The sequence below is a fragment of the Pseudomonas schmalbachii genome, assembly GCF_017589465.1.
GTDB lineage: Bacteria > Pseudomonadota > Gammaproteobacteria > Pseudomonadales > Pseudomonadaceae > Pseudomonas > Pseudomonas schmalbachii.
Map to the genome: position 1 here is coordinate 63675 of NZ_JAELYA010000012.1, position 14513 is coordinate 78187.

A 14513-nucleotide genomic window follows, 5' to 3' on the forward strand; every position below is an offset into this window, starting at 1 on the left:
TTCCGGGTTTTTCATTTCATCATTGCGACATGAATTTACAGGGGTTCGTCGCAAAATTTGTCGCGCGGGAATCGCCTGTGTACAATGGCTTCCCTTTGCCTGTCGGAAACTCGCCGCATGAGCGGGTAGACAGGCGATGTATATGAATTAAAAAAGTTTTGCCGGTGAGAGTTCCCTATGAAAGCAGGTCTTTACCATCCTGAAACGTTCAAGGATAACTGCGGATTCGGCTTGATCGCCCATATGCAGGGCGAGGCAAGTCACGAACTTCTGCAAACAGCCATCGAAGCGCTGACCTGCATGACCCACCGAGGTGGGATCAACGCGGACGGTAAAACGGGTGACGGTTGCGGCTTGCTGATCCAGAAGCCCGATCTGTTCCTGCGCGCAGTGGCCAAGGAAGAGTTTTCGGTCGAGTTGCCCGAGCAGTACGCGGTGGGCATGGTCTTCTTCAACCGGGACCCGGTGAAGGCCGAGGCCGCTCGCGAGAACATGAATCGCGAGATCATCGCCGCCGGCCTGCAGCTGATCGGCTGGCGCAAGGTGCCGATCGACACCAGCGTCCTCGGCCGCCTGGCCCTGGAGCGCCTGCCGCAGATCGAGCAGGTGTTCGTCGGCGGTGCCGGTCTGAATGACCAGGAATTCGCCATCAAGCTGTTCAGTTCGCGTCGTCGCTCCTCGGTCGCCAATGCCGCCGATGCCGACCACTACATCTGCAGCTTCTCGCACAAGACCATCATCTATAAGGGCCTGATGATGCCCGCCGACCTGGCGGCCTTCTATCCGGACCTCGGTGACGAGCGCCTGCAGACCGCGATCTGCGTGTTCCACCAGCGCTTCTCCACCAACACCATGCCGAAGTGGCCGCTGGCCCAGCCGTTCCGCCTGCTGGCGCACAACGGCGAGATCAACACCATCACCGGCAACCGCAACTGGGCCCAGGCCCGTCGCAACAAGTTCACCAACGAGCTGATCCCCGATCTGGAAGAGCTCGGCCCGCTGGTCAACCGCGTCGGTTCCGACTCCTCGAGCATGGACAACATGCTGGAGCTGATGGTCACCGGCGGCATGGACCTGTTCCGCGGCCTGCGCATGATCATTCCGCCGGCCTGGCAGAACGTCGAGACCATGGACGCCGATCTGCGCGCGTTCTATGAGTACAACTCGCTGCACATGGAGCCGTGGGACGGCCCGGCTGGCGTGGTGCTGACCGATGGTCGCTACGCCGTCTGCCTGCTCGACCGCAACGGCCTGCGTCCGGCGCGCTGGGTGACCACCAAGAACGGCTACATCACCCTCGCCTCGGAAATCGGCGTGTGGGACTACAAGCCGGAAGACGTGATCGCCAAGGGCCGTGTCGGTCCGGGGCAGATCCTCGCCGTGGACACCGAGACCGGCCAGGTCCTGCACACCGACGAGATCGACAACCGCCTGAAGTCGCGCCACCCGTACAAGCAGTGGCTGCGCCAGAGCGCGCTGCGCATCCAGGCGACCCTGGACGACGACCATGGCGTGGCCAGCTACGACAGCGACCAGCTCAAGCAGTACATGAAGATGTTCCAGGTCACCTTCGAGGAGCGTGACCAGGTGCTGCGTCCGCTGGCCGAACAGGGCCAGGAAGCGGTCGGCTCGATGGGCGACGACACCCCGATGGCGGTGCTGTCCAAGCGCATCCGTGCGCCGTACGACTACTTCCGCCAGGTCTTCGCGCAGGTGACCAACCCGCCGATCGACCCGCTGCGCGAAGCCATCGTGATGTCCCTGGAAACCTGCCTGGGCGTCGAGCGCAACATCTTCGAAGAAACCGCCGATCACGCCAGCCAGGCTATCCTCACCACTCCGGTGATCTCGCCGGCCAAGTGGCGGACCCTGATGACGCTCGACCGTCCGGGCTTCGATCGTCACCACATCGACCTGAACTACGACGAGTCGACCGGCCTCGAAGCCGCGGTGCGCAACATCGCCGACCAGGCCGAGGAAGCCGTGCGTGCGGGCAAGGTCCTGCTGGTCCTCAGCGACCGCCACCTCGCTCCCGGCAAGCTGCCGGTGCATGCTTCCCTGGCGGTCGGTGCGGTGCACCATCGCCTGGTCAAGACCGGCCTGCGCTGCGACTGCAACATCCTGGTGGAAACCGGTACAGCCCGCGATCCGCACCACTTCGCGGTGCTGATCGGCTTCGGCGCCTCGGCGGTCTACCCGTACCTGGCCTACGAAGTGCTGGCCGACCTGATCCGTACCGGTGAAGTGCTGGGCGACCTCTACGAGGTGTTCAAGTACTACCGCAAGGGCATCTCCAAGGGCCTGCTGAAGATCCTGTCGAAGATGGGCATCTCCACCGTCGCGTCCTATCGCGGTGCGCAGCTGTTCGAGGCCGTGGGCCTGTCCGACGAAGTCACCGAACTGTGCTTCCCGGGCGTCTCCAGCCGCATCCAGGGCGCGCGGTTCGTCGACATCGAGAACGAGCAGAAGCTGCTCGCCGCCGAAGCCTGGAGCAGCCGCAAGCCGATCCAGCAGGGCGGCCTGCTGAAGTTCGTCTACGGCGGCGAATACCACGCCTACAACCCGGACGTGGTGAACACCCTGCAGGCTGCCGTGCAGCAGGGCAATTTCGAGCTGTTCAAGGAATACACCGCGCTGGTGGACAACCGCCCGGTGTCGATGATCCGCGACCTGCTGAAGGTCAAGGAAGCTCCGCAGCCGCTGAGCCTGGACGAAGTCGAGCCGCTGGAGACCATCTTCAAGCGCTTCGACGCCGCCGGTATCTCCCTCGGCGCGCTGTCGCCGGAGGCCCACGAGGCGCTGGCCGAGGCGATGAACCGCCTGGGCGGCCGCTCCAACTCCGGTGAGGGTGGCGAAGACCCGGCGCGCTACGGCACGCTGAAAAGCTCGAAGATCAAGCAGGTGGCCACCGGCCGCTTCGGTGTGACCCCGGAATACCTGGTCAACGCGGAAGTCCTGCAGATCAAGGTGGCCCAAGGCGCCAAGCCCGGCGAGGGCGGCCAGCTGCCGGGCGGCAAGGTCAACGGCCTGATCGCCCGCCTGCGCTACGCGGTCCCCGGCGTGACCCTGATCTCGCCGCCGCCGCACCACGACATCTACTCCATCGAAGACCTGGCCCAGCTGATCTTCGACCTCAAGCAGGTCAACCCGCAGGCGCTGGTTTCGGTGAAGCTGGTTTCCGAGCCGGGCGTCGGCACCATCGCCGCTGGCGTGGCCAAGGCCTACGCGGACCTGATCACCATCTCCGGTTACGACGGCGGCACCGGCGCTTCGCCGATCACCTCGATCAAGTACGCCGGTTCGCCGTGGGAACTCGGCCTCGCCGAAACCCACCAGACCCTGCGCGGCAACGACCTGCGCGGCAAGGTCCGGGTGCAGACCGACGGCGGCCTGAAGACCGGCCTCGACGTGATCAAGGCGGCCATCCTCGGCGCCGAAAGCTTCGGCTTCGGCACCGCGCCGATGATCGCGCTGGGCTGCAAATACCTGCGCATCTGCCATCTGAACAACTGCGCCACCGGCGTCGCCACCCAGAACGACAAGCTGCGCAAGGACCACTTCATCGGCACTACCGAGATGGTGATCAACTTCTTCACCTTCATCGCTTCGGAAACCCGCGAGTGGCTGGCCAAGCTGGGCGTACGCAGCCTGGGCGAGCTGATCGGCCGTACCGATCTGCTGGAAATCCTGCCGGGCGAGACCGCCAAGCAGCAGAACCTCGACCTCACTCCGCTGCTCGGCAGCGACCTGATCCCGGCCGACAAGCCGCAGTTCTGCGAAGTCGAGAAGAACCCGCCGTTCGACCAGGGCCTGCTGGCCGAGAAGATGGTCGAGCTGGCGCGCGATGCCATCAAGAACGGCAGCGGCGGCGAGTTCGAACTGGACGTCTGCAACTGCGACCGTTCCATCGGCGCGCGGATTTCCGGCGAGATCGCCAAGGTCCACGGCAACCAGGGCATGGCCAAGTCGCCGATCACCTTCCGCTTCAAGGGCACCGCGGGTCAGAGCTTCGGCGTGTGGAACGCCGGCGGCCTGCACCTGTACCTGGAAGGCGACGCCAACGACTACGTGGGCAAGGGCATGACCGGCGGCAAGCTGGTGGTCACCCCGCCGAAAGGCAGCCCGTTCAAGACCCAGGAGTCGGCCATCGTCGGCAACACCTGCCTGTACGGCGCCACCGGCGGCAAGCTGTTCGCCGCGGGCACCGCGGGCGAGCGTTTCGCCGTGCGCAACTCGGGCGCCCATGCCGTCGTTGAAGGTACTGGCGACCACTGCTGCGAATACATGACCGGCGGTTTCGTCTGCGTACTGGGCCGCACCGGCTACAACTTCGGCTCCGGCATGACTGGCGGCTTCGCCTACGTACTGGACATGGACAACACCTTCGTCGACCGCGTGAACCACGAGCTGGTGGAAATGCAGCGGATCAGCGGCGAGGCGATGGAGGCTTATCGCAGCCACCTGCGCCAGGTCCTGGTCGAGTACGTGGAAGAGAGCGCGAGCGAGTGGGGCAGGAACATCCTGGAAAACCTGGATGACTACCTGCGTCGCTTCTGGCTGGTGAAACCGAAGGCCACAAGCCTCGGTTCCCTGCTCAGCAGCACCCGTGCCAACCCGCAATAAGCGCCTGAAGAAGTTTGATGAGGTTTTGAAATGTCTGAACGTCTGAATAACGACTTCCAGTTCATCGAGGTCGGGCGCAAGGATCCGAAGAAAAAGCTGCTGCGTCAGCGCAAGCGTGAATTCGTCGAAATCTACGACCTGTTCAAGCCGGCGCAGGCAGCCGACCAGGCGCATCGCTGCCTGGGCTGCGGCAACCCGTACTGCGAGTGGAAGTGCCCGGTGCACAACTTCATTCCGAACTGGCTGAAGCTGGTTTCGGAAGGCAACATCCTGGCCGCCGCCGAGCTGTCGCACCAGACCAACACCCTGCCGGAAGTCTGCGGCCGGGTGTGCCCGCAGGACCGCCTGTGCGAGGGTGCCTGCACCCTCAACGACGGCTTCGGCGCGGTGACCATCGGTTCGGTGGAGAAGTACATCACCGATACCGCCTTCGCCATGGGCTGGCGCCCGGACATGTCGCGGGTCAAGCCGACCGGCAAGCGCGTCGCGGTGATCGGCGCCGGCCCGGCCGGCCTCGGCTGCGCCGATGTGCTGGTGCGTAACGGCGTGACTCCGGTGGTGTTCGACAAGAACCCGGAAATCGGCGGCCTGCTGACCTTCGGCATCCCCGAGTTCAAGCTGGAAAAGAGCGTGCTGAGCCGTCGGCGCGAAGTGTTCACCGGCATGGGCATCGAGTTCCGCCTGAACACCGAGATCGGCAAGGACGTGACCATGGAACAGCTGCTCGACGAGTACGATGCAGTGTTCATGGGCATGGGCACCTACACCTACATGAAGGGTGGCTTCCCGGGTGAGGACCTGCCGGGCGTGCACGACGCGCTGGACTTCCTGATCGCCAACGTCAACCGCAACCTCGGCTTCGAGAAGTCCCCGGAAGACTTCATCGACATGAAGGGCAAGCGCGTGGTGGTACTGGGCGGTGGCGACACCGCGATGGACTGCAACCGCACCTCGATCCGCCAGGGCGCCAAGAGCGTGACCTGCGCCTATCGCCGTGACGAAGAGAACATGCCGGGTTCGCGCCGCGAGGTGAAGAACGCCAAGGAAGAGGGCGTGAAGTTCCTCTTCAACCGCCAGCCCATCGCCATCGTCGGCGAGGACCGGGTGGAAGGCGTGAAAGTGGTCGAGACCCGTCTCGGCGAGCCGGACGCCCGTGGTCGTCGCAGCCCCGAGCCGATCCCGGGCTCCGAGGAGATCATCCCGGCGGAAGCCGTGCTGATCGCCTTCGGTTTCCGCCCGAGCCCGGCGCCGTGGTTCGACCAGCACCAGGTGCAGATCGACAGCCAGGGCCGCGTCATCGCCCCGGCCGCCGCGCAGTTCAAGCACCAGACCAGCAACCCGAAGATCTTCGCCGGCGGCGACATGGTCCGTGGTTCCGACCTGGTGGTGACGGCGATCTTCGAGGGCCGTACGGCTGCCGAAGGCATCCTGGACTACCTCGGCGTCTGATCGCTCGACCGTTCGATGGGTATCGCCTCCGGCTCAACCCATCCTGCGGCGCTGCGTAGGTTGGTGCTGAGCGCAGCGAAGCCCAACAGTTGGTGTACCGACCGTTGGGCTGCGTCGCGAGCTCCTTAGCCCAACCTACGTGGCGGATGTAGGTTGGCGCTGAGCGTAGAAGCCCAACAGTCGGTGCGACAAAAGATGGAAGGCACGGCGCAAGCCGTGCCTTTTCTTTTGGGCTTTGCGAAAATGCCCGCACTTTTTCTCCGGATGCCACCATGACTGCCCTGAAGAATGATCGCTTCCTTCGCGCCCTGCTCAAGCAGCCCGTCGATGTCACCCCTGTCTGGATGATGCGCCAGGCCGGCCGCTACCTGCCGGAATACCGCGCCACCCGCGCCAAGGCCGGTGACTTCATGAGCCTGTGCATGAACCCGCAACTGGCCTGCGAAGTCACCCTGCAGCCGCTGGACCGCTACCCGCAGCTGGACGCGGCGATCCTCTTCTCCGACATCCTCACCGTCCCCGACGCCATGGGCCTCGGCCTTTACTTCGAAACCGGCGAAGGCCCGCGCTTCAAGAAGGTCGTGCGCACCGCCGCGGATATCGATGCGCTGCCGATCCCCGATCCGGAAAAGGACCTCGGCTACGTGATGGACGCCGTGCGCACCATCCGCCGCGAGCTGAATGGCCGCGTGCCGCTGATCGGCTTCTCCGGCAGCCCCTGGACCCTGGCGACCTACATGGTCGAGGGCGGGTCGTCGAAGGACTTCCGCAAGTCCAAGGCGATGCTCTACGACAACCCGCAGGCCATGCATGCGCTGCTGGACAAGCTGGCGCAGTCGGTCACCAGCTACCTGAACGGCCAGATCCTCGCCGGCGCCCAGGCGGTACAGATCTTCGATTCCTGGGGAGGCAGCCTGTCCGCCGCGGCCTATCAGGAGTTCTCCCTGGCCTACATGAAGAAGATCATCGACGGCCTGATCCGCGAACACGACGGCCGCCGCGTGCCGGTGATTCTCTTCACCAAGGGCGGCGGCCTGTGGCTGGAATCCATGGCTGATAGCGGCGCCGAGGCGCTGGGCCTGGACTGGACCTGCGACATCGGCAGCGCCCGCACTCGCGTCGGCGACAAGGTCGCCCTGCAGGGCAACATGGACCCGTCGGTGCTCTACGCCAACCCGGCGGCGATCCGCGCCGAAGTGGGGCGCATCCTGGCGGCCTACGGCAACGGCAGCGGCCACGTGTTCAACCTCGGCCACGGCATCACCCCGGAAGTCGACCCGGCCCACGCCGGCGCCTTCTTCGAGGCGGTGCACGAGTTGTCGGCGCAATACCACGGCTGATCGGAGCCTTTCCGTAAGGTCCGTAGAAACGAAAAAGCCCTGCCAGATGGCGGGGCTTTTTCATGTTTGTAGGAGCGAGCTCTGCTCGCGAACATTGGCCCCGCAAAAGCTTCGCGAGCAGAGCTCGCTCCTACAGGGGCGTTCCACGGCGGGCTGCAGGAGCGGGCCATGCCCGCGATGGGTCAGGCGGCGTCGGCCACGATTCCGGCCGCGCGTTGAGCTTTCCGGCGCTGGGACACCAGCAGCCCGGAGCAGACCACCACGATGGTCAGCAGGGCAGTCGCCACGACCTCCATGCGATGGTCCGGGCGGATCATCATGATCGCCAGGGCGCCGACGATGAACAGGATCACCGCCCAGGTCAGCCAGGGGAACAGCCACATCTTCAGTTTCAGCTGATGGCCGCTGGCGAGCAGCTTCTGGCGCATGCGCAGCTGGGAAATGGCGATCACCAGGTACACCAGCAGGGCGATGGCGCCGGAGCTGGCCAGCAGGAAGTTGAAGACCTCGGCCGGCGCCAGGTAGTTGGCGAAGGTGCAGAGGAAGGCCATGGCGGTGGACAGCAGCACGGCGAACACCGGGGTGCGGCTGACGTTGGTCACCTGGGCGATGCGCGGGGCGTCGCCGCGTTTGCTGAGGGAGAACAGCATGCGCGAGGCGGTGTACAGCGCCGAGTTCAGGCAACTGGTCACGGACACCAGGACGATGATGTCGACGATCAGCTTGGCGTACGGCACGTTCAGGCTTTCCAGCACGGTCTGGTAGGAGCCCATGCTCACCAGGCGCGGGTCGTTCCATGGCACCAGGCAGACCACGATGAGGATCGACAGCAGGTAGAACAGCGCGATACGCCAGATCACCGAGTTGGTCGCGCGGGTGATCTGTTGCGCCGGGTCCTTCGACTCGGTGGCGGCGATGGTGACGATCTCCGAGCCCATGAAGGAGAACATGGTGGTCAGCAGCGCGGCCAGCACGGCGCCCCAGCCCTTGGGCATGAAGCCGCCCTCGGCGTACAGGTGGCTGATGCCGCCGGCCTGCGGATTCAGCGAGAAGCCGAAGATCGCCGCGCAGCCGAGGAAGATGAAGGCGATGATCGAGCAGACCTTGATCAGCGCCAGCCAGAATTCGAACTCGCCGTAGTTCTTCACGCTGAACAGGTTGGTGACGGTCAGCGCCGAGGTAATGACGAAGGCCAGCACCCAGATCGGCGCGCCGGGGAACCAGGCGTGGATGATCGCGGCGGCGGCGTTGGCTTCCAGCGGGATCACCAGCACCCAGAACCACCAGTACAGCCAGCCGATGGTGAAGCCGGCCCAGTGGCCGATGGATCGGTCGGCATAGGTGGAGAAGGAGCCGCTGTCGGGCTGGGCGACCGCCATTTCGGCGAGCATGCGCATCACCAGTACCACCAGGGCACCGGCGACCAGATAGGAAATCAGCACCGCCGGGCCGGCTTCGGCGATGGCGTGGCCGGAGCCCACGAACAGGCCGGCACCGATGGCGCCGGCGATGGAGAGCATGGTGACGTGACGATTTTTCAGGCCCTGCGAGAGCCCGGAGGAAGGGGTACTACTCATGCTTTACCTATACAGCGGGGAGGGAGTGTGCAGCGGGGGCAAGCGGTGCTTGTTCTTGGAATCCAACGCGGCGTGCGCAATATTTTACACAATTTGCGCGTCATATTTTGTTACGACCTAAGTCGTAAGGCGAAATAGAGGGCTCCAGCGCCCAGGCGGGCGCTGGAAAAAGTGCGGATCAGCCTTTCACCGGGGCGATCGCATTGCCCGGCAGCGCCGGTACCCGCGCCAGGTGCAGTGCGGCGGCGACGGCCAGCGACAGCAGCGCGGCGATGAACAGGCCGACGCCCATCCAGCCGTAGTGATGCCAGAACACCCCGCCGACGGTGCCGGCGACGCTGGAGCCGAGGTAGTAGGTGAACAGGTACAGAGACGACGCCTGGCCTTTGGACTTCAGCGCGCGGCGGCCGATCCAGCTGCTGGCCACCGAATGGGCGGCGAAGAAGCCGAAGGTGAACAGCAGCAGGCCGGTGACGATCAGCGGCAGGGCGCTGAACAGGGTCAGCAGCAGGCCGCCGAGCATCAGCAGGATCACTGTCCACAGCACCTTGCGCCGGCCCAGGCGGTCGGCCAGCGAGCCGACCCAGGCGGAGCTGTAGATGCCGACCAGATAGACCAGCGACAGCACGCCGACGATGGCCTGGCTCATGTGGTAGGGCTCGGCCAGCAGGCGATAGCCGATGTAGTTGAACAGCGTGACGAAGCCGCCCATCAGCAGGAAGCCGATCAGGAACAGCCACGGCAGTCCCGCATCGCGCAGATGGCCGGCGAAGCCGTCGGCCAGTTGCCGGACGTTCAGCGACGCCGCACGGAAATTCCGCGACTCCGGCAGGATGCGCCAGAACACCACGGCGGCGACCAGCGCGATGCCGCCCAGCGCTGCCAGCGCGGCATGCCAGGAGACGAAGTCCACCAGCACCCCGCTGATCAGCCGCCCGCTCATCCCGCCGATGGCGTTGCCACCGATGTACAGCCCCATGGACAGGCCGATGTGCTGCGGATGGATTTCCTCGCTCAGGTAGGTCATGCCCACCGCCGCCAGCCCGCTCAGGGCCAGGCCGAGCAGCGCGCGCATCGCCAGCACGCCGTGCCAGGTCGGCATCAGTGCGCTGCCGATGGTGAACAGGGCGGCGAGAAACAGCGAGGCGACCATGATCGACTTGCGGCCGATGGCGTCGGAAATCGGTCCGGTGACCAGCAGGCCGATGGCCATGGTGATGGTCGAGATCGACAGCACCAGGCTGCTCTGCGCGGCCGTCAGGGCGAATGCCTTGGACAGCACCGGCATCATCGGCTGCACGCAGTAGAGCAGGGCGAAGGTGGCGAAACCGCCGGAGAACAGCGCCAGCGAGGTGCGGCGGAATTCGGGGGTGCCTTTCTCGATGTAGCTTTCGATTTCCCTGGCGGCGCCGACGACCGACAGGTTCGCCGCGCTGGCGGCTTGCAGCAGGGGAGGCTCGCTATCCGTGGAAGCCCGCAAAGCAGATTGACTCACAACTCACCTCGAGTGCGATGCGACTGCCCGGGGCGGCGCGTAAGGTCGGGCGGTCAGGATGGAGGTTGTTATTGGGCTTGTGTGGAAAGAATACGGAGCAGAATTTATTATTTCCAATATATTGATCGACACATTTGATATGTATTTCGAATCAATTGGTGAGAGATGGAACTGAGACACCTGCGCTACTTCGTCGCCGTCGCCGAGGAGCTGCATTTCGGCCGCGCCGCCGAACAACTGGGCATTTCCCAGCCGCCGCTGAGCCAGCAGATCCAGGCGCTGGAAGAGGAAATCGGCGCCCGACTGCTGGACCGCACCAATCGCCGCGTGAGCCTGACCGAAGCCGGCCGGCTGTTCCTCGACGAGGCGCGGCAGATCCTCCAGCAGGTCGACAAGGCCGTGCTGCTGGCGCGGCGGGCGCACCAGGGCGAGGTCGGCGAGCTGAAGATCGGCTTCACCGCGTCGGCGCCGTTCACTTCCAGCATTCCGCGCAGCATCCTGGCGTTCCGCCGGGCCTATCCCGCGGTCCATCTCGACCTCCGCGAGCTGAACAGCAGCGAGGTCGTCCAGGCGCTGCTCGACGAGCGGGTGCAGGTCGGGGTGATCCGCCCGATCGAACTGCCGGACATCCTGGAGATGGTCGAGCTGTTCAGCGAGCCGCTCGTCGCCGTCCTGCGTGCAGGCCATCCCCTCGCCGGGGGAGGCGACAGCCTGTCGATCGCCGAGCTGGCCGAGGAGCCCTTCGTGTTCTTCCCGCGCACCTTCGGCACGAGGCTCTACGGCAAGCTGATGGAGCTGTCGCGCCAGGCGGGATTCACCCCGACCATCGCCCAGGAAGCGGGCGAGGCGATGACCATCATCGGCCTGGTGGCGGCGGGGCTTGGCGTGTCGATCCTGCCGGCATCGTTCCGTCGTACGCGGGTGGATGGCGTGGTCTACCGCACGCTGAGCGACCCCGGCGCCACCACCTCGGTATGGCTGGTGCGCCGGCGCAACGAAGGATCGCCGCTGGCGCATTCCTTCATCGAACTGGTCACCCGCGAGGTGGTGATGATGCATTCGTCGGGGGCATAAGGGGCGATTGGGCGGAAGTTCTCGCGGTGCCTATGTGCATTGCATAGAATCCAGGCTCACTCGAAAGGCTCCGGGAGAGAGACTCATGCGGCGTGTGGTGTTCAATCAGAAGGGCGGGGTGGGCAAGTCCAGCATTGCCTGTAACTTGGCGGCAGTCAGCGCGGCGGAGGGCTATCGGACCCTGCTGGTGGACCTGGATGCGCAGGCCAACTCATCGCATTACCTGACCGGCCTCACCGGCGACGAACTGCCGGCCGGCATCGCCGATTTCTTCAAGCACGTGCTGTCTTCCGGGCCGTTCGGCCGCAACGGCAGCGTGGATATCTACGAAACGCCGTTCGACAACCTCCATGTGGTGACCGCCAGCCCCGAGCTGAAGGACCTGCAGCCGAAGCTGGAGTCGAAGCACAAGATCAACAAGCTGCGCAAACTGCTCGACTCGCTGGACGGCGAGTACGACCGGATCTACCTGGATACCCCGCCGGCGCTGAACTTCTATACGGTTTCCGCCCTGATCGCGGCGGATCGCTGCCTGATTCCCTTCGACTGCGACAGCTTTTCCCGCCAGGCGCTGTACGGCCTGCTGGGCGAGATCGAGGAACTGAAGGAAGACCATAACGAAGACCTCGAAGTCGAGGGCATCGTGGTCAACCAGTTCCAGCCGCGCGCGACCCTGCCGCAGCAGATGCTCGACGAGATGGTCGGCGAGGAACTGCCGGTACTGCCGGTGTACCTGATGAGTTCGGTGAAGATGCGTGAATCCCACGAAGCCTGCACACCGCTGATCTTCATGGACCCGCGCCACAAGCTGACCCAGCAGTTCGTCGAACTGCACGGCCTGCTCGAAGCGGAGTAATCCATCCCATGCGCGGCGGTTATCCCGCCGCGCTCCTCACACGCTTTGCCGCGCCAGCCAGTCGAGCAGCTGCGGCAATGGCATCGCGCCACTCTGGCGCGCCACCTCACGGCCATCGCGGAACAGGATCAGGCTGGGAATCGAGCGGATACCCAGTTGCGCCGACAGCCCGCGGTTGGCCTCGCTGTCCAGCTTGCCCAGACGGCAGCGCCCGACCAGACGTGCGGCAGCCTGCTCGAAGACCGGCGCGAAGGCCTTGCACGGCCCGCACCAGTCGGCCCAGACATCCAGCAGCAGCGGCAGGTCGCCCCTGACCTGTGCGGCAAAACCGGCTTCATCGATCTCGAACGGACGGGACGGCAGGACATCGCCCCGGCAGCGGCCGCACCGCGGCTGGTCGGCGAGGCGGTCGGCGGGAAGGCGGTTGAGACCACCGCATTGCGGGCAGGGAACGAGCAGGGTTTCGGACATGGTGGGATTCCTGATGCTAAGGAGCGCAACCAATGTTGTGCCGCGGCAGCCCGATTGCAATGGGGACGGGGTGGTCCGGATCGAATCGGGATGCCTGCGACGGTTGCCAGTCCGGGTCAGCCTTGTCCGCTATCGGGCGGCGGCCTGCAGAGCCTGGGTCAGGTCGGCGAGGATGTCGTCGATGTGCTCGATGCCGATCGACAGGCGCACCATGTCCTGGCTAACCCCGGCGCGCGCCAGTTCCTCCGCGTTGAGCTGACGGTGGGTGGTGGATGCCGGGTGGCAGGCCAGCGACTTGGCGTCGCCGATATTCACCAGGCGCACCACCAGTTGTAGGGCGTCGATGAAGCGCGCGCCGGCTTCGCTGCCACCCTTGATGCCGAACGAGAGGATCGCCGCCGGCCGGCCGTCCATGTAGCGCCGGGCCAGGGCGTTTTCCGGGTGATCGGCCAGGCCGGCGTATTTCACCCAGGCCACCTGTGGATGGTTTTGCAGGAACCCGGCGACCTTCAGCGCGTTGTCGCAATGCCGCTCCATGCGCAGGGCCAGGGTTTCCAGGCCCTGCAGGATGAGGAAGGCATTGAATGGCGAGAGCGCCGCCCCGGTATTGCGCAGCGGCACCACGCGGCAGCGGCCGATGAAGGCGGCGGGGCCGAAGGCTTCGGTGTAGGTCACGCCGTGGTAGGACGGGTCGGGCGTATTGAGCAGCGGGAAGCGCGCCTGGTGCTGCGCCCAGGGGAACTTGCCGGAGTCGACGACCATGCCGCCGATGCTGGTGCCGTGGCCGCCGATGTATTTGGTCAGCGAGTGTACGACGATGTCCGCGCCGTGCTCGAACGGCCGGCACAGCACCGGCGTCGCCACGGTGTTGTCGACGATCAGCGGCACGCCGTGGCGGTGCGCGGCATCGGCCAGGGCCTGCAGGTCGACGATGTTGCCGGCCGGGTTGCCGATGGACTCGCAGAACACCGCCTTGGTGCGCTCGTCGATCAGCGCTTCCAGTGCGGGGATGTCGTCATGGGCGGCGAAGCGCGTCTGGATGCCGAAGCGCGGCAGGGTGTGCGCCAGCAGGTTGTAGGTGCCGCCATACAGCTTGGCCACCGAGACGATGTTGTCGCCGGCCTCGGCGACGGTCTGGATCGCATAGGTGATCGCCGCCATGCCCGAGGCCACCGCCAGCGCGCCGACGCCGCCTTCCAGCGCGGCGACGCGTTCCTCCAGCACGGCGTTGGTCGGGTTCATGATCCGCGTATAGATGTTGCCGGCCACCTTCAGGTCGAACAGGTCGGCGCCGTGCTGGGTGTCGTCGAATGCGTAGGAGGTGGTCTGGTAGATCGGCACGGCCACCGCCCTGGTGGTCGGATCGGGGCTGTAGCCGGCGTGGACGGCGAGGGTTTCCAGTTTCATGCGACGCTCCTTCGTATGGGATGGCGGGCATGCCAGCATGGGGATGCACCGGTAACCGGTCAATGTCGCAGGGCAATGAATCAGGGCAGGCCGGCGCCTGGCCGATTCCTGCCTACCGCCGGTCGTCATGGGGCCTGCATCGCGAACGAAATAGTTACGAAAAATGTCTAGTCTCCTGTGTTAAGCACGCGTTCCACCACCACCGATATCCAAGAACAATC

The 14513-nt window shown here is 65.1% G+C and carries 9 protein-coding genes; 5 read left to right on the top strand and 4 right to left on the bottom strand.

Annotated features, from left to right (window positions below; translation table 11 throughout):
* Positions 1 to 177: 177 nt before the first annotated feature.
* The 3 genes from gltB to hemE all read left to right on the top strand — a co-directional run bounded on the left by gltB (position 178) and on the right by hemE (position 7412).
* Positions 178 to 4623, top strand: a complete 4446-nt coding sequence (gene gltB, locus JFY56_RS23445; RefSeq protein ID WP_208316685.1) for a glutamate synthase large subunit — start codon at positions 178 to 180, stop codon at positions 4621 to 4623.
* 30 nt (positions 4624 to 4653) lie between these two features.
* Positions 4654 to 6072 carry an FAD-dependent oxidoreductase gene (locus JFY56_RS23450; protein WP_208316686.1) on the top strand — a complete coding sequence of 473 codons (1419 nt, stop codon included), beginning with the start codon at positions 4654 to 4656 and terminating at the stop codon, positions 6070 to 6072.
* Positions 6073 to 6344: 272 nt separating this feature from the next.
* A complete protein-coding gene (gene hemE / locus JFY56_RS23455; protein ID WP_208316687.1) occupies positions 6345 to 7412 on the top strand; it encodes a uroporphyrinogen decarboxylase in 1068 nt (355 codons plus the stop codon).
* Positions 7413 to 7594: 182 nt separating this feature from the next.
* Here hemE and gabP read toward each other — a convergent pair whose 3' ends face one another.
* Positions 7595 to 8989: a GABA permease gene (gene gabP / locus JFY56_RS23460; protein WP_208316688.1), complete on the bottom strand. Its 1395-nt coding sequence runs from the start codon at positions 8987 to 8989 to the stop codon at positions 7595 to 7597.
* Between the two features lie 178 nt (positions 8990 to 9167).
* Complete coding sequence (locus JFY56_RS23465; RefSeq protein ID WP_208316689.1) at positions 9168 to 10484, bottom strand: MFS transporter; 1317 nt, start codon at positions 10482 to 10484, stop codon at positions 9168 to 9170.
* A gap of 165 nt (positions 10485 to 10649) precedes the next feature.
* On the opposite strand from JFY56_RS23465, the gene JFY56_RS23470 reads away from it, so the two are divergent.
* Both JFY56_RS23470 and JFY56_RS23475 read left to right on the top strand, forming a co-directional pair.
* A complete protein-coding gene (locus tag JFY56_RS23470; RefSeq protein ID WP_208316690.1) occupies positions 10650 to 11558 on the top strand; it encodes a LysR family transcriptional regulator in 909 nt (302 codons plus the stop codon).
* A gap of 85 nt (positions 11559 to 11643) precedes the next feature.
* A complete protein-coding gene (locus tag JFY56_RS23475) occupies positions 11644 to 12414 on the top strand; it encodes a ParA family protein (protein WP_208316691.1) in 771 nt (256 codons plus the stop codon).
* A 36-nt stretch (positions 12415 to 12450) separates the two neighbouring features.
* Here the strand turns inward: JFY56_RS23475 and trxC are convergent, their stop codons facing one another.
* Together trxC and JFY56_RS23485 are read right to left on the bottom strand one after the other, a co-directional pair.
* Positions 12451 to 12885, bottom strand: a complete 435-nt coding sequence (gene trxC, locus JFY56_RS23480; protein ID WP_208316692.1) for a thioredoxin TrxC — start codon at positions 12883 to 12885, stop codon at positions 12451 to 12453.
* A gap of 129 nt (positions 12886 to 13014) precedes the next feature.
* Positions 13015 to 14292 carry a bifunctional O-acetylhomoserine aminocarboxypropyltransferase/cysteine synthase gene (locus tag JFY56_RS23485; RefSeq protein WP_208316693.1) on the bottom strand — a complete coding sequence of 426 codons (1278 nt, stop codon included), beginning with the start codon at positions 14290 to 14292 and terminating at the stop codon, positions 13015 to 13017.
* Between the last annotated feature and the right edge of the window lie 221 nt (positions 14293 to 14513).